The 20,427-nt window shown below is 73.0% G+C and carries 19 protein-coding genes; 12 read left to right on the top strand and 7 right to left on the bottom strand.

Going from position 1 to position 20,427, the window contains the following annotated elements; all coding sequences use genetic code 11:
- Positions 1-94 precede the first annotated feature (94 nt).
- The 8 genes from AB5J54_RS29995 to AB5J54_RS29960 all read left to right on the top strand — a co-directional run bounded on the left by AB5J54_RS29995 (position 95) and on the right by AB5J54_RS29960 (position 7,981).
- Complete coding sequence (locus AB5J54_RS29995; protein WP_369147017.1) at positions 95-1,207, top strand: radical SAM protein; 1,113 nt, start codon at positions 95-97, stop codon at positions 1,205-1,207.
- An 89-nt stretch (positions 1,208-1,296) separates the two neighbouring features.
- Positions 1,297-1,551: an acyl carrier protein gene (locus AB5J54_RS29990; RefSeq protein WP_369147016.1), complete on the top strand. Its 255-nt coding sequence runs from the start codon at positions 1,297-1,299 to the stop codon at positions 1,549-1,551.
- Complete coding sequence (locus tag AB5J54_RS29985; protein WP_369147015.1) at positions 1,544-2,791, top strand: beta-ketoacyl synthase; 1,248 nt, start codon at positions 1,544-1,546, stop codon at positions 2,789-2,791. Before AB5J54_RS29990 ends, AB5J54_RS29985 begins: the two co-directional genes overlap by 8 nt.
- A gap of 92 nt (positions 2,792-2,883) precedes the next feature.
- Entirely contained in the window at positions 2,884-3,741 is an 858-nt protein-coding gene (gene fabI, locus AB5J54_RS29980; protein ID WP_369149499.1) for an enoyl-ACP reductase FabI, read from the top strand.
- Positions 3,742-3,787: 46 nt separating this feature from the next.
- A complete protein-coding gene (locus tag AB5J54_RS29975; protein WP_369147014.1) occupies positions 3,788-4,816 on the top strand; it encodes a 3-oxoacyl-ACP synthase III family protein in 1,029 nt (342 codons plus the stop codon).
- Entirely contained in the window at positions 4,813-5,727 is a 915-nt protein-coding gene (locus AB5J54_RS29970; RefSeq protein ID WP_369147013.1) for an alpha/beta fold hydrolase, read from the top strand. The genes AB5J54_RS29975 and AB5J54_RS29970 overlap by 4 nt, the downstream gene beginning before the upstream one ends.
- A 17-nt stretch (positions 5,728-5,744) precedes the next feature.
- On the top strand, positions 5,745-6,479 hold the full coding sequence (locus AB5J54_RS29965) for a 4'-phosphopantetheinyl transferase (protein ID WP_369147012.1): 735 nt from the start codon (positions 5,745-5,747) through the stop codon (positions 6,477-6,479).
- Positions 6,479-7,981: a long-chain fatty acid--CoA ligase gene (locus AB5J54_RS29960; protein WP_369147011.1), complete on the top strand. Its 1,503-nt coding sequence runs from the start codon at positions 6,479-6,481 to the stop codon at positions 7,979-7,981. The genes AB5J54_RS29965 and AB5J54_RS29960 overlap by 1 nt, the downstream gene beginning before the upstream one ends.
- On the opposite strand, the gene AB5J54_RS29955 is transcribed toward AB5J54_RS29960, so the two are convergent.
- The 6 genes from AB5J54_RS29955 to AB5J54_RS29930 all read right to left on the bottom strand — a co-directional run bounded on the left by AB5J54_RS29955 (position 7,978) and on the right by AB5J54_RS29930 (position 15,265).
- On the bottom strand, positions 7,978-8,661 hold the full coding sequence (locus AB5J54_RS29955; protein WP_369147010.1) for a GntR family transcriptional regulator: 684 nt from the start codon (positions 8,659-8,661) through the stop codon (positions 7,978-7,980). The genes AB5J54_RS29960 and AB5J54_RS29955 overlap by 4 nt on opposite strands.
- 79 nt (positions 8,662-8,740) lie before the next feature.
- A complete protein-coding gene (locus tag AB5J54_RS29950) occupies positions 8,741-9,745 on the bottom strand; it encodes a proline racemase family protein (RefSeq protein ID WP_369147009.1) in 1,005 nt (334 codons plus the stop codon).
- A 32-nt stretch (positions 9,746-9,777) separates the two neighbouring features.
- The gene (locus AB5J54_RS29945; protein WP_369147008.1) at positions 9,778-10,692 is read right to left on the bottom strand and encodes a dihydrodipicolinate synthase family protein; all 915 of its coding nucleotides are present in this window, start codon (positions 10,690-10,692) and stop codon (positions 9,778-9,780) included.
- Between the two features lie 118 nt (positions 10,693-10,810).
- The gene (locus AB5J54_RS29940) at positions 10,811-11,542 is read right to left on the bottom strand and encodes a hypothetical protein (RefSeq protein WP_369147007.1); all 732 of its coding nucleotides are present in this window, start codon (positions 11,540-11,542) and stop codon (positions 10,811-10,813) included.
- 3 nt (positions 11,543-11,545) lie between these two features.
- Positions 11,546-12,073: an RNA polymerase sigma factor gene (locus AB5J54_RS29935; RefSeq protein ID WP_369149498.1), complete on the bottom strand. Its 528-nt coding sequence runs from the start codon at positions 12,071-12,073 to the stop codon at positions 11,546-11,548.
- Positions 12,074-12,328: 255 nt separating this feature from the next.
- Complete coding sequence (locus AB5J54_RS29930; RefSeq protein WP_369147005.1) at positions 12,329-15,265, bottom strand: tetratricopeptide repeat protein; 2,937 nt, start codon at positions 15,263-15,265, stop codon at positions 12,329-12,331.
- A 79-nt stretch (positions 15,266-15,344) separates the two neighbouring features.
- On the opposite strand from AB5J54_RS29930, the gene AB5J54_RS29925 reads away from it, so the two are divergent.
- The 4 genes from AB5J54_RS29925 (at position 15,345) to AB5J54_RS29910 (ending at position 18,458) form a co-directional block, all read left to right on the top strand.
- Positions 15,345-15,887: a carboxymuconolactone decarboxylase family protein gene (locus AB5J54_RS29925; protein ID WP_369147004.1), complete on the top strand. Its 543-nt coding sequence runs from the start codon at positions 15,345-15,347 to the stop codon at positions 15,885-15,887.
- A 154-nt stretch (positions 15,888-16,041) separates the two neighbouring features.
- Positions 16,042-17,043 (top strand): GNAT family N-acetyltransferase, encoded by a 1,002-nt coding sequence (locus tag AB5J54_RS29920; protein WP_369147003.1) that lies wholly within the window; start codon positions 16,042-16,044, stop codon positions 17,041-17,043.
- Between the two features lie 57 nt (positions 17,044-17,100).
- On the top strand, positions 17,101-17,673 hold the full coding sequence (locus tag AB5J54_RS29915; RefSeq protein WP_369147001.1) for a dihydrofolate reductase family protein: 573 nt from the start codon (positions 17,101-17,103) through the stop codon (positions 17,671-17,673).
- Entirely contained in the window at positions 17,670-18,458 is a 789-nt protein-coding gene (locus AB5J54_RS29910) for a VOC family protein (RefSeq protein WP_369147000.1), read from the top strand. Before AB5J54_RS29915 ends, AB5J54_RS29910 begins: the two co-directional genes overlap by 4 nt.
- Positions 18,459-18,979: 521 nt before the next feature.
- Here the strand turns inward: AB5J54_RS29910 and AB5J54_RS29905 are convergent.
- Complete coding sequence (locus tag AB5J54_RS29905) at positions 18,980-20,323, bottom strand: MFS transporter (RefSeq protein WP_369146999.1); 1,344 nt, start codon at positions 20,321-20,323, stop codon at positions 18,980-18,982.
- Positions 20,324-20,427: the final 104 nt, after the last annotated feature.

The following is a 20,427-nucleotide window of genomic DNA, read 5'->3' as shown; positions in this document are numbered from 1 at the left end:
CGCCCGGTCCCCGAGCAGCCCGGCCCCGAGCAGCCCCGCCCCCGAGCAGCCCCCGTACGCCGAGCAGCAGTCCGACGGAGGAGTCCGCACCCCCATGGCCACCCCCCTGACCATCACCCCGCGCCCGCTCGGCCGCCGCGAGGCGAAGGAGCGCACCGCCGCCCTCCTGGCCGAACGCCCCGACCTCGCCGAGCGCCTGCACCGGCTGCGCCGACTCGGCCGGGAGGTGCGCTCGTGCGAGGTCCACCTCACCAACACCTGCAACATCCGCTGCAAGGGCTGCTGGTACTTCGAGGGCGGCTTCGACACCGCCGTACGGGAGCTGTCCGACGTCGACAGGATCCGCGCCTTCGCCCGCCGGCTGAAGGACGAGGGGGTCAATCAGGCCACCCTGATCGGCGGTGAGCCGACCCTGGTGCTGCGCCGGGTGGAGGCGTTCGTCGAGGAGCTGCCGTACATCACGATCTCGACCAACGGTCTGCGTCCGATGCCCGTGCAGGGCTTCGAGCACATCGCCGTGGCCGTCAGCATCTTCGGCGGCGGGCCGCTCGACGACGACCTGCGCGCCATCCGGGTCAACGGCTCCAAGTTCACCGGCCTGTTCGACACGGCGCTCTCGCACTACAAGGACGATCCGCGGGTCCTGTTCATCTTCGCCCTCTCCGAGGACGGGCTGCCGTACCTCGAACCGACCGTCCGCAAGATCGCCGAGAACGGCAACATCGTCACCTTCAACTTCTACAGCGAGCACGGCACCGACAACCCGCTGCGGATCGAGAACGAGCGTCGCGTCCTCGACGAGGCCCTGCGGGTCAAGGAGGCGTACCCCGAGGCCGTGGTCAGCCACCCGTACTTCATCCGCAGCCTCATCACCGGCACCAGCCACTGGGGCGCGCGCTTCGGGTACGACGTCTGCCCGAGCCTCAGCGTCGACCACCCCGACCACGAGGAGCGGGTGGCCAACGGCAATCCGGTGATCCCGGGCTTCGCCGCCTGGGGCGCCGACTACGAGTCGCTGCAGTTCTGCTGCACGTCCGGGGAGTGCGGCGGCTGCCGCGACAGCCAGGCCGTCTACAGCTGGCTGGTGGTCAGCGCCTCCCGCTTCCTGGACAGCGCCGCACGCCTGGAGGAGTGGGTGGACATCGCGGAGAGCTACTGGCGCCAGTGGTACTGGTCCCCGTACCACGCCTCGAAGCTCACCTCCTGATCGCACCGCATCCCCTCACCCGGTTCCCTCATCCGGTTCCCTCACCCGGATCCCCTCATCCGGCCGTCCGCACACCGCACGGGAGAGTCATGTCCGAGACCCTGGACCGCGCCACCATCGAGCAGTTCATCACCGACGCCCTCGTCGAGCTCGGCGTCGACGCCGCCGACGTCCTGCCCGCGGCCGCGCTCGACGACCTGGAGATCGACTCGCTCGACATGGTCGAGCTCGCGCAGTCGGTCAAGCGGGACCTCGGCGTACCGGTCCGCACGAAGGACTTCGACGGCATCGACACCGTCGGCCAGATCCTCGAACTGTGCTACGAGAAGGCCGGAGTTGAGTGATCCTCGGCGGGCCCGTGAGGTCGTCGTCACGGGCTTCGGCGCGGTCACCCCGTTCGGCGTCGGCGCCGGTGTGCTCCACGAGCGCGCCGTCGCCGGGGACGCGGCGGCCCCGGCCTCCGGCAGCCATCCGGCCGTCCGGCAGGCGGACTTCACCGCCGCCGACCACCTGCCGCGGAACCTGGTGCGCCGCACCGACCGATTCACGCAGCTGGCCCTGGTGGCGGCCGAGGAGGCCCTGACGCAGGCCGGGCACGGGGCCGGCGGACAGGTCTGGCCGGCCGAGCGCGTCGCCTGCGTCATCGGCTGCGGCCTCGGCGGGACGTCGTCCTTCGAGGCGCAGCGGGAGGTGTACGAGAGGGAGGGCGCGGACCTCGTGTCGCCGCTGATGGTCCCGCAGATGATGGCCAACGCGGCCGCCGCCCACCTCTCCATGCGGCACGGTTTCCACGGCGAGAGCCTCTGCGTCGCCTCCGCGTGCAGCAGCGGGGCGCAGGCCGTGGGCGCGGGGATGCGGCTGCTGGCCGCCGGGGCGGCCGACGCCGTCGTCGTGGGCGGCGCGGAGGCCGCCTCCTCGGACCTGGTGGCGGCCGCCTTCGCCAACGCCGGCGCGCTCTCCCCGAGCGGTTCCGCCCGTCCCTTCGACCGGGACCGCGACGGCTTCGTGATCGGCGAGGGTGCCGGGATCCTCGTCCTGGAGACGGCGGAGGGTGCCGCCCGGCGCGGGGCCGAGGTCCTCGGAGTCGTACGGGGGTACGGGGCGACCTCCGACGCCCACCACGTCACCGCGCCCGATCCCGGCGGCGGGCCCGCGGGCCGGGCGGTCGCGCTCGCCCTGCGGGAGGCCGCGGTGGCGCCCGGCGAGCTGGCGTACGTGAACGCGCACGGCACCGGCACCGCCCTCAACGACCGTCTGGAGTGCGAGGCCCTGCGGCGGGCCCTCGGGGCCGACGTCCTCGCCGAGCTGCCCCTCTCCTCCTCCAAGGGCGCCCTCGGGCACCTCTTCGGGGCGGCGGGCGCGGTCGAGGCCGTCGCCACGCTCCAGGCGCTGCGGCACGGCGTCGCACCGCCGACGGCCGGGCTGAGCCGGCCGGACCCGGCGCTCGGCCGGCTGGACCTCGTGCGTACGGCGAGGAAGCTCACCACGCGCACGCGTGGAGGCCGGTTGGTCGGGCTCTCCACCTCCTTCGGTTTCGGCGGACACAACGCGGCCCTGGTCCTGGCCGTGGAAGGACGGTCCTGATGCGCGCCTCCCGCGAGCCCCACGACAACCGCAGCCCCCACGACGACCGCGGCCCCCACGACACCACCCACCGCCCCCACGGCGTCCACGACCTGCTCGGCTTCTCGGGACGCCGCTATCTCGTGACCGGTGTCCTCAACGACGACTCGATCGCCTGGCACACGGCGCGGGCGCTCCAGGAGGCGGGTGCGGAGGTCCTGCTGACGGGCTTCGGACGGACCCGCCGGATCACGGAGGCGGCCGCCTCCGGGCTCCCGTACCCGGCCGAGGTCCTCGAACTCGACGTGACGCGCCCCGAGGACCTCGACGCGCTCACGAAGGAGCTGGAGCGCCGCTGGGGCGCGGTCGACGGCGTCCTGCACGCGATCGCCGCCGCCCCGCGGTCCGCGCTCAGCGGCAACTTCCTCACCACCCCGGTCGAGAGCGCGACGCTCGCCCTGCGCACGGCGGCGTTCTCGCTGCACTCGCTGACCACCGCGCTCGCCCCGCTGCTGCGTGAGGGCGGCGGCGCGGGCGCGGCCAGGGGCAGTGTCGTCGGGCTCGACTTCGACTCGTCCGGGGCCTGGCCGGGATACGACTGGATGGGGGTCGGCAAGGCCACGCTCGGCGCGGTCTGCCGCTACCTCGCGCTCTATCTGGGGCACTCCGGCATCCGCGTCAACCTCGTCGCCGCCGGCCCGGTCGAGACCGTGGCCGGGCGGGCCATCAGCACCTTCGACCGGATCGCCGACCGCTGGGAGCAGGAGGCGCCGCTCGGCTGGAGCCGCGCCGATCCGGCCCGGCTCGTCGGCCCCGTGCTCTTCCTGCTCTCGGACCTGGCGGCCACCGTCACCGGGGAGATCGTGCACGCGGACGGCGGGATGCACGCCGTCCGCATGGGGGTCGGCGCCGTCGGCGAACCCCCGGGCATCGGCGCCCCGCCCCGCGCCGCCAAGGAGGACCGCTCATGACCGCGGCGATCGTCGGGATCCGGTCCGCGCCGAAGGAAGACCGCTCATGACCGCGGCGATCGTCGGCATCGGCTCCGCGCTGCCCGAACGGGCCGTGCCCAACAGCCACTTCGCCGCCATCGGCTCCTCCGACGAGTGGATCGTGAAGCGGACCGGGATCCGGCAGCGTCATTTCCTGCCGGAGGACGGCCACCTCGCCGACCTCGCGCTCGCCGCCTCCCGTACCGCCCTCGCCCAGGCGGGGCGCACCGCGCGGGAGGTGGGGCACGTCGTCGTGGCGACCACGACCCCCGACCGGACCACTCCGGGGCTCGCCGTGGAGGTGGCCGCCCGGCTCGGGGCGGACCGGGCCGCCGCGTTCGATCTGCACGCGGCCTGCGCCGGGTTCGTGTACGCCCTGGACCATGCCGTCGCCCTGATCGAGTCGGGCCGGGCCGGCACCGTCCTGGTCTGCGGCGCCGAGGCGCTGACCCGGATCACCGACCACGAGGACCGGTCGACGGCGGTCCTGCTCGGCGACGGCGCCGGGGCGGTGGTCGTGGCGGACGTGGACGCCGGTCCCTCCGTGGGGCCCGCGTTCCGGCTGGGTTCGGACGGGGATCTGATCCCGCTCCTGTACGCCGACCGGTACGACCGGAAGCTCCGGATGGACGGCCCCGAGATCTTCGTCCAGGCCGTGGAGAGGATGAGCGAGGCGGCGCGGGACGTCCTCGCGCGACGGGAGCTGACCACCGAGGACGTCGACCTGTTCGTCGCCCACCAGGCGAACGCGCGCATCGTCCGGGCGGTGGGCAAGGAGCTCGGCGTCCCGCCGGAGCGGCTGTACCTCAACGTCGACCGGGTCGCCAACACCTCCTCCGCCTCCATCCCCCTCGCCCTCCACCAGGCCTGGCGGGAGGGCCGCCTCGGCCCGACGGGCCTGCTGGGGGTGGCCGCGTTCGGCGCGGGCGTCACGTGGGGCGCGGGCGTGATCGGCTGGAGCCTGCCGGACGCGAGCCCCGAACACCCCGAGATCCCCGAGCACCCCGAGCTCCCCGAGCACCCCGAGCTCCCTGAACACCCTGAAGGCCCATGAAGACGTCCCCCTTCCCCGTACTGGCCGAGCTCACCGCCCCGGACGGCGCCACGCTCGTGGTCCGCGTCCACGCCCGCCCCGAGCCGGCCGCCCCGGTCGTGGTCGTCCTGCCCGCGATGGGCACCGCCGCCCGCCACTACACCCCGCTGGCGCGGGCGCTGCACCGGCGGGGAGCGACCGTGGTGACGACGGACCTGCGGGGTCACGGCGAGAGCACCCCGGTGCCGGCGCGCGGGGTGCGGTTCGGCTACCGCGAGCTCGTCGAGCACGACATCGGCGCCGTCCTCGACGCGGTGGAGCGGGCGTTCCCCGAGGCACCGCGGCTGCTTCTGGGGCACAGCCTCGGCGGTCAGCTCGGCCTGGTGCACTGCGGTCTGTTCCGCCCGCGCCTCGCGGGGGTCGTGCTGGTCGCGAGCGGTTCGGCCTGGTGGCGCGCGCTCGGTACGGGGGCGGATCCCCGGCCCGGTGCGCGGTGGCTCGTACGGAGCCTGCTGTGCGTGGCCGGCGCGGAGCTGCTCGGGTACTGGCCGGGCCACCGCTTCGGCTTCGGCGGGCGCGAGTCGGTGGGCGTGATGCGGGACTGGGCCCGGCAGATGCGGACCGGGCGGTACGGGGCCGGGGGCGCCGTCGCCGACTACGAGGAGGCGCTGCGGGCCGTGGACCTGCCCGTGCTCGCCGTCGACGTCGAGGGCGACGCGCTCGCGCCGCCCCGGGCGGTGGACCATCTGTGCGCGAAGCTGCCTTCGGCGCGGGTCCGGCGGTGGAGCTACCGGGCTTCGGACGCCGGAGGGCGGCAGCTGGACCACTTCCGGTGGATCCGGCACAACGGGGGCCTGGTCGAACGGATCGCGACGTGGGCGGAGTTCCCGGTGGTCCCGGCAGGACCGGCCCCGTCGGGCGTCCGGGCGTGATCGCGCGGCGCGAGGGAGTGTCTCTTCTCGGTGCGCTGCTGCCCGGTCGGGTGCGCTGGGCCGAAGACACCCACGAGTCCGCCCCCGTCTGGCTCTTCCCCGAGGAGGAGGCCCTGATGGCACGCGCCGTGCCCGGCCGGCGGCGCGAGTTCGCGGCCGCCCGGCTCTGCGCGCACCGGGCGCTCGCCGCCCTCGGGGTGGCGGCGGCCCCGCTCCTGCGGGGGCGTCGCGGGGCGCCCGCGTGGCCCGGGGGCACCGTCGGCAGCATCACGCACTGCGCGGGGTACCGGGGCGCGGCGGTGGCGCGGTCGGCCCGCTTCCTCGCCCTCGGCATCGACGCCGAGCCGCACGCGCCGCTGCCGTCCGGGGTCCGCGAGGCGGTGGCGTTCGGTCCGGAGGAGCCGCGGCTGCGCGAACTGGCCGCCCGGCGGCCGGACATCGCCTGGGACCGGTTGCTGTTCAGCGCCAAGGAGTCCGTCTACAAGGCCTGGAGCGGGTACGGGGGCGGCCGGCTCGGCTTCGAGGACGCCGAGGTGTACCCGTGTCCCTGCCCTTACCCGCGCGCCGCCGGCCGGTTCCTGGCGCGGCTCCTGGTCGATCCGGGCACGACCTCGTCTGCGCGGCCGTACCCCCTCCCGCGCGTGCTGCACGGTCGCTGGCTCGTCCGCGAGGGCCTGGTGCTGACCGCGGTCGCCGTCCCCCGTCCCGTACCGCCCCCTCCGTACCGTACGGCCCCGAAGGAGCACCCCTGATGAGCGTCGACGACGGCACCGTCCCCGCACTCCTGGCCCGGAGCGCGGCCGCGCACCCCGAACGGGCCGCGCTGCGGCTCGGCTCCGACACGCTGACGTACGGCGTGCTCGACGAGCTCGCCGACCGGGCCGCCGCGCTGCTCCACGCGCGCGGGGTCGGGCCCGGCGACCGGGTCGCGCTGATGCTCCCGAACAGCACGCTGTTCGCCGTGCTGTACTACGGCATCCTGCGCGCGGGCGCGATCGTCGTGCCGCTGAACCCGCTGCTGCGCGCGGGCGAGGTCCGCCACTGTCTGGCGGACGCCGAGGCGGCGCTGCTCCTGGCCTGGCACCGGGACGGCGAGGAGGCCGCCGAGGGCGCCCGGCTCGCGGGCGTCCCGCACCTCGCGGTCGAACCGGACACCTTCACGCTGCTGTTGGCGGAGCACGCGCGCGTGCGAGCGGCATCCCGCACCCCCCGGGACACGGCGGTCGTGCTCTACACCTCCGGCACGACCGGGGCACCGAAGGGCGCCGAGCTCACCCACCGCAACATCCGGCGCAACGTCGACGAAGGCGTGCGGGTCCTGGGGCTCGGCCCCTCGGACGTGGTCTTCGGCGGACTGCCGCTGTTCCACTCCTTCGGGCAGGTGATGGGGCTCAACTCGGCGGTGGCCGTGGGTGCCTGTCTGACCCTGATGGCCCGCTTCGACCCGGCGGGCACGCTGGCGCTCGTCGCGCGGGACCGGGTCACGGTCTTCCTCGGCGTCCCCACGATGTACGGGCTGCTGCTTCGGCACCCGGACCGCGCGCTCCACGACGTCTCCTCGCTGCGGGTCTGCCTGTGCGGCGGCTCGCCCCTCCCGGTGGCGGTGCTCACCGGCTTCGAGTCCGCGTTCGACTGCGCGGTTCTGGAGGGGTACGGGCTGTCCGAGTCGTCCCCGCTGGCCTGCGTGAACCGGATCGACCGGCCGCGCTTCCCCGGGACGATCGGCATCCCGGTCGAGGGCGTGGAGATGCGCGTGGTGGACCGGGACGGCAAGGAGGTCCCGGACGGCGAGGTCGGTGAGCTCGTCATCCGCGGCCACAACGTGATGAAGGGGTACTGGCGCCGCCCCGAGGCGACCGCCGAGACGGTACGGGACGGGTGGCTGCACACCGGCGACCTCGGCACCCGGGACGCGACGGGCGACTTCCGGGTGGTCGACCGGCTCAAGGACGTGGTGATCCGGTGCGGGTTCAACGTGTACCCGAGGGAGGTGGAGGAGGTCCTCCACCTCCACCCCTGCGTGGCGGAGGCCGCCGTCCTCGGCGTCCCGCACCCGGTGCACGGACAGGAGGTCGCGGCCGCGGTCGTCCTGCGGCCCGGCAGCCGGGTCTCCCCCGCCGAGCTGCGCGCCCATGTGCGGGAGCGGCTCGCCCCGTACAAGTACCCGCGCCGGGTCTGGCTCACGGACGCCCTGCCGAAGGGCCCGACGGGGAAGGTCCTCAAGCGGGAGATCGTCCCGCCGGAGGGCGCCTAGGCGTCACCGGCGTCCGCGTCCGCGTCCGCCCACAGGGAACGCACATGGCCGAGGTGACGTCTCATGCACGCCTCGGCGCCGGGCGCGTCCCCCGCGATCATCAGGTCGAGGAGTTCGACGTGTTCCTCGGCGGAGGAGACCAGCTTGCCGGCCTCGTCGAGGCCGGTCAGGCCGTAGAGCCGGGAGCGTTTGCGCAGCTCGCCGACGGTCTCGACGAGCCGCTCGTTCCCGGAGAGGGCGAGCAGCGCGAGGTGGAAGCGGCGGTCCGCCTCCAGGTAGCCGATGAGGTCGTGCTCGCGCGCGCGGGAGACGATCTCCTCGGCGACCGGGCGCAGCTCCTCCAGCTGCTCCCGGGTGGCCCTGCGGGTGACCCGGCCGATGGTGGGGACCTCGATGAGGGTCCGCAGCTCGGTGTACTGGTCGAGGTCCCGCTCGCTGACCTCGGTGATGCGGAAGCCCTTGTTGCGGACGGGCTCGACCAGGCCCTCCCGGGCCAGGTCGAGCATGGCCTCGCGGACCGGGGTCGCGGAGACGCCGAGGTCGCTCGCGAGTCCGGGGGCCGAGTAGACCTGCCCGGGGCGCAGTTCGCCGGCGATCAGGGCGGCGCGAAGGGCGTGGCCGACCTGGTCGCGGAGCCGTTCCTGCGCTCTGACGAGGCCGTACTGTTTCAGGTCACCCATCGTGCGTCCTCCGAGAAGTCACGGGGGAGCATCGTACAATGTCACGTTTCTCCGGCCGCCGGTACCGCCGGTAAGGGCCTCAGAGCAGGAACCCGGCGGGGAACGGGTCCTCGGGGTCGAGGAAGTACTGGGCGGTGCCGGTGATCCAGGCGCGGCCGGTGACGGTCGGGACGACGGCGGGCCGTCCGCCCACGGTCGTCTCGTCGACGATCCGCCCGGTGAACTCGGTCCCGATGAAGGACTCGTTGACGAAGTCGGTGTGCGGGGCGAGGAGCCCCCTGGCGTGCAGCTGGGCCATGCGCGCGCTGGTTCCCGTGCCGCACGGGGAGCGGTCGAACCAGCCGGGGTGGATGGCCATGGCGTGGCGCGAGCGGGTCGCGTCGGAGCCGGGGGCGGTCAGATAGACGTGCTTGACCCCCGCGAAGGCCGGGTTCTCGGGGTGGACGGGCCGGTCGGGGCCGGCGTTGACCGCGTCCATGACGGCGAGCCCGGCGGCGAGCAGCTCCTGCTTGTGGGCGCGGTCGAACGGCAGGCCCAGGGCGTCGAGGTCCACGAAGGCGTAGAAGTTCCCGCCGTACGCGAGGTCGTAGGTGACCGTTCCGTACCCGGGCACGTCGGCCTTGAGGTCGAGTCCGACGGAGAAGGCGGGGACGTTGGTGAGGGTGACGGAGCACGCCCGGCCGTCCTCGACGCGGACGTCGACGCTGACGAGCCCCGCCGGGGTGTCGAGGCGGACGGTGGTGACCGGTTCGACGACCGGCACCATGCCCGTCTCGACGAGGACGGTGGCGACGCCGATGGTGCCGTGGCCGCACATCGGCAGCAGGCCGGACACCTCGATGTAGAGGACGCCGTAGTCGGCGTCGGGGCGGGTGGGCGGCTGGAGGATCGCGCCGCTCATCGCGGCGTGGCCGCGCGGCTCGTACATGAGGAGGGTGCGGACGTGGTCGAGGTGCTCGGCGAAGTGGAGCCGCCTCTCGGCCATCGTGGCGCCGGGGATGATCCCGAAACCGCCGGTGATGACGCGGGTGGGCATGCCTTCGGTGTGGGAGTCCACCGCGTGGTAGACGTGGCGGGTGCGCATGGGGTCCCCTTCTGGTGAGTGAGTGACGGGCTCTACGCGTGGCCCTCGGCGAGGACCTTCTCGGTGGCGGCGCGCACGACGGCCTCCTGTTCGGGCGTCAGCGGGAGGCGGGGCTGTCGGGTGGTGCCCCCGGTGTGGCCGGCGAGGTCCATGGAGAGCTTGATCGCCTGGACGAACTCGATCCTGGAGTCCCAGCGGAAGAGCGGGTGCAGCGAGCGGTAGAGCGGCAGCGCGACGGCGAGGTCCCCGGCGACGGCGGCCCGGTAGAGGGCGGCGCAGGCGCGCGGGAGGGCGTTGGGGAAGCCGGCGATCCAGCCGACCGCGCCGGCGAGGGCGAGTTCGAGGAGGACGTCGTCGGCGCCGACGAGCAGGTCGAGGCCGGGGGCGAGTTCGGCGAGCTCGTAGGCGCGGCGGACGTCGCCGCTGAACTCCTTGACGGCGACGATGCTGCCGTCGGCGTGGAGTCGGGCGAGGAGGTCGGGGGTGAGGTCGACCTTGGTGTCGTAGGGGTTGTTGTACGCGACGACGGGCAGACCGGCCTCGGCGACCTCGGTGTAGTGGGCGCGTACGGACCGCTCGTCGGCCCGGTAGGCGTTGGGCGGCAGGAGCAGGACCGAGCCCGCGCCGGCCTCGGCGGCCTGCTCGGCCCAGCGGCGGGCTTCGGCGCTGCCGTACGCGGAGACGCCCGGCATGACCCGCGCTCCGTCACCGGCGGCTTCGACGGCGGTACGGACGACCTGGGCGCGCTCGGCGTCGGTGAGGGTCTGGTACTCGCCGAGGGAGCCGTTCGGGACGACCCCGTCGCAGCCGTCGGCGATGAGCCGGGCCACGTGCCGCGCATAGGCGTCGTGGTCGACGGAGCCGTCCTCGCGGAAGGGGAGGGCGGTGGCGACCATGATCCCGTGCCAGGGGTGGGCGCGGTGCACGGGGACTTGCGCGTGGACCATGAGGACTCCCTTGTGTGGTGTGTGACATTTTATTGATGGGGGCGGGGTCCACAAGGGTGCGGGACAAGCACAGTTCTGACGACCGATCAGCTGGGTGCCCGGAAGCGGCCGGGATCCGTCAGGGCCTGTCGGGGCGCTCCCGCTCGGGCCCTCTGCCGGGAGCGGCCGAGGGCGCGCCACGGCCGGCATCCTCGTTCGGGCGGGCGGCGGGCGACCGGGTACGGGCGGGTGAAGGCTCGTACCGGCAGTACGCGGGAACGCGCTCCTCGCCCCCGGCGGCGGCCACGAGCCGCTGCCAGGCAGCGGACTTCGAGGCCTTGCCATGGGCCCCCTGGGGCCCGCCCTCCTTCTCGAAGGCATGGCAGAGCGCGTCACGGCTGTGGCCGGGAAGCTCCGGCGGGTCCTTCTCCGGGCGCAGGGGCGCGGTGGTTCCCGGCGGGGCGGGCCGGTTCGTACGACCCTCCTCACCGGCCTCCGTGGGCACGGGCGCCGGCCGGGGCAGGGAGCGGGTGGGCCGGGGTTCGGGGGCCTGGGCGGGGGTGCCGAGGAGGTCCTCGGGGAGGCCGCCGACGGCGAAGGCGACACCGCCGAGGGTCACGCTGGCGACCAGCGCGGCGACCAGGGCCTTCAGAGGGCGCCGGGAGGGCCGCCGTTCACCGACGACGGCTGTCCAGTCGTCCATCTCGCGGACGTGCAAGGTCGCGTGGAGCCCGGAGTCACGGGCGGCCCGGAAAGCGGCAAGAGCATCCGCCTCCCCCTGGCCGACGACGTCCCCACCCGCCCCCGGCCCGGCACTCAGAGCGGCCCGCAACAACTCCCCGGCCTCACTGTCCCGCAGCTCGTCAGGCATCCGTCATCTCCCCCTCCCCTTGACTTGTTTCGCAAGTCGCCTCAATCCCCTATGTGCGGCGGACCGTACCGCACCGGGACGCTTGCCCAGTACTCGGGCGGCCGACGGGCCGTCGAGACCGACGACGACACGGAGCAGTACGGCCTCGGCCTGGTCCTGCGGGAGGCCCGCGATGAGGGCGAGCGCGTGCTCCGTCGACAGCGCCTCCAGGGCCTCGCCGGCGACGTCCCCGTCGGCCGGGAGCTCGAAGAGGTCCTGCTCGAACCGCGCGGGGCGGGGCCGCGTCCGTACGCGCCGCAGATGGTCGAGGGCGCGGTGGCGGGCGATGGTCGCGGTCCAGGCGCGGAAGCCCGCGCCGTCACCGCGGAAGCGGCCGAGGTCCCGGGCGATCTCCAGCCACGCCTCGGAGGCGACGTCCTCGGCGTCCTCGGCGACGATCCCCCGCAGATAGCCGAGCAGCCCGGGATGGACGATCCGATAGACCTCGGCGAAAGCCTCCTCGTCCCCCCGCCGGGCCCGCTCGACGACCAGCCCGAGCCGAACGTCACGACCGCCGCCCGAGGGAGTCCCGCACTCCGGCCCCTGTGCCGTGGCGGGCGCGTGCCCCGTTCCCTCGCCCACCCGACTCTTCACACCCCGTACACCCACGAACCCCGGCCCCCACGAAACAACCGGAGGACGTCCATCCTGTCAGACGGTCAACAGGCCTTTCCCGACACCTTGTCCGACATCCGCACGAGGGCCCGATCGCGGCAACGCACTCCCGACGACGGTGGTTGATGGCGTTCAGGACGGCTGGTCGGCGGTGGATGGCTCCGGCGGTTCTGTCTCGTTCGCGGCCGGCGGCAGCAAGGCGAGGAAAGTGCGGATCTCGTCGGCCTCGGGGACGGCGAGGGCGGTGTAGAGGTCGAGGGCCTGTCGGGCGTGGTCGTGGGCGAGGTCGACGCGGCCGAGGTCGCGGTGGACGTGCGCCAGTCCGGCATGGGCGCGGGCCTGCTCGGGGCGGTAGCTGAACTCGCGGGCGAGGGTCAACGCGGTGTCGTGTTCGGCAGCGGCCTGGGCGAGGTCCCCCATGGACCGGGCCGCCTCCGCAAGGGCGTTGAGCGACTCGGCCTCGTCTCCGGGGAAGTCGAACCTGCGGCTCAACTCCAGGGCCTCGCGGTGATGGCGCCTGGCCTCGTCGTAGCGGCCTTGCCGTTGGTACAGCAGCCCGATGTCGTTCAGCACAACGGTCTCGCCGATGCGGGACCCCGTCTCGCGGTACAGGTCCAGCGCTTGCCGTTGGTGCTCGTGGGCGCCCTCGTACCGTCCTCGGCGTTCGTGGACGATGCCGAGGTCGGCCAGGGTCCTGGCTTCGCCACCGTGGTCGCCGAGCTCGCGGAAGAGTACGAGGGACTGCGCGCAGTGGTCGTGGGCCTGGTCGTAATCTCGCCGCCGTGTGGAGACGACGCCGAGGCCCGTCAGCGCGCGGGCCTCGGCGACCTGGTCACCGGTCTCGCGCGCGAGGTCCAGGGCGTGCCGGTAGTGCTCGGCCGCTTGTTCGTAGGCGCCGTGCCACCAGAAGTGCACCTCACCGAGGTCGATGAGCGTGCGTGCTTCGGCGGCTCTGTCGCCGCTCCGGCGGCCGGCTCGCAGCGCCAGGTCGTGGAGGGCCAGCGCGTCGGCCTGGTGGGCGTGGCCCAGCAGGTAGCGGTGCAGGGTGGAGGCCAGTTGGCTGGTGTGTGGGAGCCAGTCGTGCTCGGCCGCGTACTGGCCGGACGCCATGAGGTTCGCGCGTTCGCCGTCCAGCCAGGTGATCGCCTCGGCCTCGTCCTGCGGTGCCCAGGCCGGGACGTCCGGCGCGGGGATGCGCGGCCTGCGGTTCCTACCCTCGGGGTAGAGGTGGTCGATGGCCGCGCTCGCGGTGTGGAGATAGTGGTGGAACAGTCGGCCGAGGGCTTCGCGCTGGGCGTCCGGGGGTTCCTGGGCAGCCGCTGTGCCGAGGGCGTGTTCACGCAACAGGTCGTGGAAGGTGTAGCGGCCGAGCTGATGCTGGGTCAGGACATGGGCGTCCAGGAGGTCTTCCAGGATCGTCTCGGCCTGGTCCAGCGGCATGCCGGTCAGCGCGGATGCGGCCTCGGGGCTGATGTCACGGCCCGGCTGGAGTCCCAGGAGCCGGAACATGCGCTGCTGATCCGCAGTCAGCTGCTGGTAGGACAGCGTGAAAGCCGCTGCGACTCCTCGCTCCGAGGTGGCCAGCTCGGAGAGTCTGCGGCGCTGGTCGCGGAGCCGGTCGGCCAGGTGGGCGACGGTCCAGCGCGGGCGATGGTGCAGGCGGGCGGCGGCGATGCGGACGGCCAGCGGCAGGAATCCGCACAACTGCAGGACATCGAGGACGGCCAGGGGTTCGGTGGCCGCCCGTTCGCCGACGATCGCGGTGAACAGCTCCACGGCATCCGCGGCGGGCAGCACGTCCAAGGACAGGGCGTGTGCCCCGTCCAGGTCGATCAACCGTCGCCGGCTGGTGATCAGGATGAGGGCGCGGGAGGCCCCGGGCAGCAACGGGCGCACCTGATCGGCGCCGAGGGCGTTGTCCAGCACGGCCAGCACGCGACGGCCGGAGAGTTCGGACCGCCACAGCGCGGCGCGATCGGCGACCGACGCCGGTATGTGCGGTGTGGGCACCCCGAGTTGGCCCAGGAGGACCTCGAGCGCGGCACCGGCGTCGAGCGGCGCCTGGCCGGCGGTGTGCGCCTGCAGGTCGATGAAGAGCTGTCCGTCCGGGAAGTGGTCCGCGAGGCGGTGCGCGGCGTGGACCGCGAGCGTCGTCTTGCCGACCCCCGCCATCCCGTCGATCGCCGAGATCGTCACGACACCGCCATTGTCGCCCGACCACAGGCGGATCAGCCCGTCGAGCTCGCCTTCGCGTCCGGTGAAGTCCGGGACGTCGTACGGCAGGAAGTTGACTCCCTGCGGCCTCACAGGCGCGGCGCCGATCGGCGGCCGTAGATCGGGGGCGTCCCGCAGGATGTCCTGTTCGAGTTTGCTGAACGCGTGGCCGGGGTCCAGTCCCTGCTGTTCGGCCAGGTTCTCCCGGAACGTTCTTGCCACATGCAGCGCGTCGGTCTGGCGTCCGGCGCGGTGCAGGGCGAGCATCAGCCGGCAGCAGAGTCGTTCCCGCAAGGGGTTCGCCGCCGCGTGGGCGGACAGTTCGTCGATGAGGTCGTCGTGCCGCCCCCGGGCCAGTTCCAGCTCGGCCAGGCGCTCGACGGCGGTCAGCAGCTGCCCGTTGAGACGCGCTCTGGCGCCCTCGACGTAATGGGCGGAGATGCCGGCCAACGGCTCGCCCCGCCACAGCGCCAGCGCGGCACGTATCCGGTCCGCGGTGTCCCCTGGTTCGTCGGAGCCGGCCGGTGCCTTGGCGATCAGGCGGGTGAACTCGGCAAGATCGAGTTGTCCCGGCTCAGGGGTGATCACGTACCCGGCCGGCCGCGTGGCCAGCATCCGGTCGGCTTCCGAAGCGCGCAGCATCCGTCGGATCGCGGCGATCGTGGTCTGGATCTGCGCGCGGGCGGAATCCGGCGGCAGTGGCCCCCACATCGCGTCGATCAGACGATCCGTACTGATCGCGACCCCGGCGTGCAGCAACAGGTAGGCGAGTACCGCACGATGACGGGGTGCCAGGTCAGGCGCATCCGAACCGGGAGCGACGGCCTCCACCGGACCCAGGATCGTGAACCGCATGCCTCACTCCAGAGGTCTCCATCGCGTGCATCGAAGAAGCATCGGGAATGTATCAAGATCACCCGGCAGGGTGATCGGCATGCCACTCCACACCGTTGAACCGGAGATCGCGACCGGTGAGGCCGCAGCTCTCTTCACCACCACACACCGGGCCCTGGGAGTCATCCCCAACCTGGCCAGGGTGATGGCCAACAGCCCGCCCGTGCTGAAGGCGTACCTGGGCGTCCTCACCACCCTGAACGCGGAGGGAACCCTGCCGGCGGACGTGCGCGAGCGCATCGCGTTGCTGGTCGCACAGGAGAACGGGTCCGACTACTGCCTGTCCGCGCATGCGTTCCGCGGGACCAGGGTGGCCGGGCTGAGTCCGGCCGAGGCCGCCCGCGCGCGCCGGGGCGAGGCCGACGACCCCTGGGCCGCCGCTGTCCTGGATCTGGCCGCCGTGGTGGTCCGAGACCGCGGAACCGTCACCGACGAGCAGTGGGCCGCGACCCGGCGCGCCGGCCTGTCCGACGGACAGATCGTCGAGGTCATCGCCCATGTCGCCCTCAACGTGTTCACCAACTACCTCGCCGCGGCCGCCCGTGTCGACATCGACTGGCCGCTCGTGCGCCACACCGACTGAATGAACGCGAACGCGAACGCAATGAAACGGCATCAGAGCCGCGGATCGCCTGAACCGATCGCCCCAGCCCCCTCCGTTGCGGCGCCTCGGCCGACGAGAGCACGCCCTCGTGCCATCCCGGAGTACACCGACCTCGACCACGAAGGCCATCACCTTGCTCAAATCTGTACATGTCAATCCGCTCCAGTGCGTCTCGGCCGCCGAGGCCGCCGCGTGGCATCAAGTCGTCGCGGCCTCGACGGCCCACGACCTGCCCGGAACACCGCCCCCCGACGCCGGGCGGATCCACGCCCAGCTCACCCAGCCCGCTCTGGGCAGCCGCCGGCTGGCCTGGCTGGCCGTCGGGGCGGACGGCGTCCCGGTCGGAGTCGCCGGCCTGCGGATGTTCACCTCCCCGGGCCAGGAGCACCTGGCCGAACTGGAACTCCACGTCGACCCCGCACACCGCCGCAGGGGAGCCGGCTCCCTCCTGCTGTCGGCGGTCGTCACGGCCTGCCGCGCCGAGAACCGGCGCAGCCTGATCGCCGCAGCCGCGGCCGACAGCCCGGGCGAGGCCTTCAGCGAACGGCGTGGCTTCCGCCGGGCGCTCACCCTGCATCACCTCATCCTGCGCCTCGCCGAGCCGGCCGAGGCCGACCTGCTGCGCATCGCCGATGCCGAGCACCCCGGCTACCGTCTGACCGGCTGGACCGGAACGGTGCCCGACGACCTCGCCGACGCCTTCGCCGCGGCCAAGAACGCGATGAACGACATGCCCGTCGGCGACCTCGACTACGGCAGCGTCGCGTGGGACGCCGACCGCGTCCGCGCCATGGCCCAGGTGATCGCCGACCGCGGCGACACACTGCTGACCATCGCCGCAGTCCACGAAGACGGCACCGTGGCCGGCTACACCGAGACCCTGCTCCCCCGCGGCTCCGGCACGCGCGCCCAGCAGTACGACACCGCGGTCGTGCCCGCGCACCGCGGCCACAGGCTGGGGTTGTGGGTCAAGACCGCCATGGTGTGCCGGCTGCGCGCCGAGCATCCCGGCGTCGTCGAGATCGAGACGGACAACGCCGAGGACAACGCCCACATGCTCGCGGTCAACCGAGAGCTGGGCTTCCGCTCCTACCGGCGCGCCCACGAACTCCAGCTCGACGTGCCGACCGCCTGATCCGTACGACCGGATCCGTACCCCGATCCGTCATCCCTCTCGAAGAATCGAGCAGCTGTGCGCAAGCTGACCTACTACATCGCCGCCACCCTCGACGGCTACATCGCCGGTCCCGACGGCCAGTACGACTTCTTCCCCTTCGAGGGTGAGGAAGCCGCCGCGATCCTGGCCGACTTCCCCGAGACGATGCCCACACCCACACGCGATCCGCTGGGCATCGCCGATCGTGCCCCTGAGCGGTTCGACACCGTCATCATGGGCCGCGCGACCTACGAGCCGGGTCTGAAACTGGGGTGGACCAGCCCTTACGCCCACCTGAAACAGTACGTCGTCTCCCGCACCCTCACCAGCCCCGATCCGGCGGTGACGGTCGTCGACGACCCGGTCGCGCTCGTCCGTGAGCTCAAGGAGCAGGACGGCCTGGACATCTGGCTGTGCGGCGGCGGCAAGCTGGCGGCCGCCCTGCGCGACGAGATCGACCTGCTGATCATCAAGCGGAACCCCATCGTCATCGGATCCGGCATCCCCCTGTTCGACGGCCCCTTCACGCCGACGAACTTCGTCCCGGTCGGCACGCGATCCTTCGACTCCGGGTTCGCCATCACTCACTTCGCAAAGGTGCTGTCATGAACGTCTCCTCCTCCGCCCTCTCCCTGACCGTCGCCGACGTGGACGCCTCCCGCGCGTTCCTGTGCACCCACCTCGGCTACGAGGTGGCCATGGCCGACGACGGCTTCGTGTCCCTGACGCGCGGGGACGCCGCCGTGGACGTCGTCCTGCTCCGCAGCGGTACGGACGTCCTCCCGCCCGAGCAGCGCGACCAGCGGGCGGCCGGCCTGATCCTGGCGCTCACCGTCACCGACCTCGCCGCGGAGGAGGCCCGACTGCGCGCGGCGGGCGCCCCCATCACCATGCCGCTGCGCGAAGAGCCGTGGGGCGAGCGCCTGTTCCAGATGACCGACCCGAACGGTGTCGTCGTCCAGCTCGTCGAATGGGCGACCGCCGCCGACGCCGATCCGGCCGACAGCGACGAGAGCGCCGCCGTGGTCGTGATCACGCCCTCCACCGACCACGTCACCATCTCCCCGAACGCCACGATGGCCGGTCTGGCTGCCCCCAGCCGCGGCAGCACCGAACTCAGCACCTGGACGGTCACGATGGACGCCGGCGCCACCGGCCCCGAGCACTCCATCAGCCGTGAGCAGGTCTGGACGGTCACCGCGGGCGCGCTGGAGGTGACGTGCCTCGGCCGTACGGAGAAGGTCGCGGCCGGCCAGACCGTGATCCTGCCGCCGGGCCGCCTCCGCCGGATCCACGCCCCGGAACAGGCCGTGGCCCACGTCTCGATGCCCGCCGACGGGGTCGCCTCCGTTCCCGGCACCGAGGGCACCCGCGAACTGCCCTGGGCTCGGTAGCCGGGCGGACCGGCCCGCCCCCGGTGGACACGTCCGCGACCACGCCTTCGGCGACGGCCCGGCCGGCGACGTACCCGGTGCCGGACCCGAGGCCGGAGACGCCGGACCCCGACGTCGCACAGACCGGCGCTTGGATCCTGCCCGACGGGCGGCCGCTCCCGGCGGAGCCGGTGGCAGGGCGGTCGAGCTGGGCGTCGGCGCGGCCCACGACGGCCCGGTTCCGACCGTCGAGTCCCTGTCGGCCGCGCACAAGACCGCCCTGGACCCAGAAACCGGCAGCGGGGCGGAGGCCGTGGCCGGCACGGTCCGCACCGACGGGGCGATGCCGGCAGCAGGACTGCTCCTCGACACCGCCGGTCGAGGAAGGTGGAGGACGGACCTGCCGTTCGTCCCGCGTACCGCCGTACGGTCGACGAGGCCGCGGACGCCACTGCGGCTGCCAGTGCGTCGCACACGCTCAGCGGGAGGGCGGAGAGGACAGCGGCTCCGGCCGCTCCGCCGAGCGTGTACGCGGCGGCCACTCAAGGGGCCATGACCTGGGGCCTGCGGTTCCAGTGCGGGAGCAGGACCAGGCCCGCGGTACAGGCGGCCGCCGCGAAGGTGTAGAAGAGCGTGGTCGTCGAGAGGAAGCCCGGCAGCAGGCCGCCGAGGATGGCACCGACCGAACCGAAACCGTTGATGACCCCGGTCGAGGTGCCCGCTCCCGCGGTCTTGCCGAAGTCGACGGCGGCGACTCCGACGATCATCGCGTCGGCCGCGTACACGGCGAGGCCGATGACGGCCAGCACGGCGATCATCACCCAGGCGCTGCCGGTCGCGGTGAGCGGCATGAACAGCACCAGTATCACCACGAGCAGCCCCAGCGACAGCACCAGCGGCGGGATGCGGCGGGAGTCGAAGACCTTGTCGGAGAGCCAGCCGATGACCATCGGCGCGACGATCCCGGCGACGGCGACGGACACCGGGATGAACGTGGCTCCGGCCATGCCCACCTCGGGCAGCCGGCGGCTGACGATCACCGGGCCCCAGAGCAGCAGGGCGTAGCGGGCGGGCTTCAGCAGGAAATAGGCGACCGCGAGCGTCATCACCATCCTGTCGCGGAGCGCCTTGCGGTACAGCGCGAACGTGTCGCGTGCGGCGGGTCCGTCGTTCCGCGGAGACGTGGCCGTGTCGTCGTCGATGGCCGGGAGGCCCACGTCAGCAGGGGCGTTGCGCTGGAAGACCACGAACAGGACGAGGGTGAAGGACATGGCCGCGGCGCCCGCGGTGAACGCGGCGTGCCAGCTGTCGAAGACGGAGTACGCCCACCAGCCGAGGAACGGCGGGGCGACGAGTCCGCCGAAGGCGTAGCTGGAGCACCACAGGCCCATGATCCGGCCACGTTCCGGGACCGGGAAGAAGGAGACCATGTTCTTGCAGAGCGGTGCCCAGCCGGTGGCCTGGGCGAGACCCTGGATGCCCATGGCGAGGGCGAAGACCAGCAGGGAGCTGCCCACGCCGAGGGCGAGGGAGGCGGCGATGGCGGCGGCCATACCGCCGATCACCACGATCCGGGGTCCGAAGCGGTCGGCGCACGCTCCCCACAGGAACTGCCCGACGGCGTACAGGGCGAGGTAGACACCGTCGATCACGCCGAGCGCCTGCTCGGTGAGGACCTTGTTCACGCCCGGGTCGTCGAGGATGCCCAGCTTGGCGACGGAGAACGCCTGGCGGACGAAGTAGTACCCGGCGTACGCGACCCACGTGACGGCGAAGACCCGCCAACTCCAGGACATGAAGCGGGATACGGGGAGGCGTGCGCCGCTGTCCTCCCGTGCCGGCGGGGCTTCGGCCGGGTCGATCGTCGGGTTCGTGGGTCTGCTCATGGCGGAGGCCTTCTTCCATTCGGACAAAACAATGACATGGACATGACGCACCTACGGTCGGCTGGCGTCAGCGGCAGGGACCGGAAGGGAGGAGAAAGAGCGAG

This window comes from Streptomyces sp. R44 (assembly GCF_041053105.1).
GTDB lineage: Bacteria > Actinomycetota > Actinomycetes > Streptomycetales > Streptomycetaceae > Streptomyces.
The sequence above is the reverse complement of the archived record's forward strand: the minus strand, read 5'-3'. Positions and strand labels throughout refer to the sequence as shown.

What these genes read in the sequence shown, in the direction of transcription:
- AB5J54_RS29995 (WP_369147017.1), top strand. Translation starts at nt 95, where the DNA reads ATGGCCACCCCCCTGACCATCACCCCGCGCCCGCTCGGCCGCCGCGAG.
- AB5J54_RS29990 (WP_369147016.1), top strand. Translation starts at nt 1,297, where the DNA reads ATGTCCGAGACCCTGGACCGCGCCACCATCGAGCAGTTCATCACCGAC.
- AB5J54_RS29975 (WP_369147014.1), top strand. Translation starts at nt 3,788, where the DNA reads ATGACCGCGGCGATCGTCGGCATCGGCTCCGCGCTGCCCGAACGGGCC.
- AB5J54_RS29970 (WP_369147013.1), top strand. Translation starts at nt 4,813, where the DNA reads ATGAAGACGTCCCCCTTCCCCGTACTGGCCGAGCTCACCGCCCCGGAC.
- AB5J54_RS29960 (WP_369147011.1), top strand. Translation starts at nt 6,479, where the DNA reads ATGAGCGTCGACGACGGCACCGTCCCCGCACTCCTGGCCCGGAGCGCG.
- AB5J54_RS29955 (WP_369147010.1), bottom strand. Translation starts at nt 8,661, where the DNA reads ATGGGTGACCTGAAACAGTACGGCCTCGTCAGAGCGCAGGAACGGCTC.
- AB5J54_RS29950 (WP_369147009.1), bottom strand. Translation starts at nt 9,745, where the DNA reads ATGCGCACCCGCCACGTCTACCACGCGGTGGACTCCCACACCGAAGGC.
- AB5J54_RS29945 (WP_369147008.1), bottom strand. Translation starts at nt 10,692, where the DNA reads ATGGTCCACGCGCAAGTCCCCGTGCACCGCGCCCACCCCTGGCACGGG.
- AB5J54_RS29940 (WP_369147007.1), bottom strand. Translation starts at nt 11,542, where the DNA reads ATGCCTGACGAGCTGCGGGACAGTGAGGCCGGGGAGTTGTTGCGGGCC.
- AB5J54_RS29930 (WP_369147005.1), bottom strand. Translation starts at nt 15,265, where the DNA reads ATGCGGTTCACGATCCTGGGTCCGGTGGAGGCCGTCGCTCCCGGTTCG.
- AB5J54_RS29925 (WP_369147004.1), top strand. Translation starts at nt 15,345, where the DNA reads ATGCCACTCCACACCGTTGAACCGGAGATCGCGACCGGTGAGGCCGCA.
- AB5J54_RS29910 (WP_369147000.1), top strand. Translation starts at nt 17,670, where the DNA reads ATGAACGTCTCCTCCTCCGCCCTCTCCCTGACCGTCGCCGACGTGGAC.
- AB5J54_RS29905 (WP_369146999.1), bottom strand. Translation starts at nt 20,323, where the DNA reads ATGAGCAGACCCACGAACCCGACGATCGACCCGGCCGAAGCCCCGCCG.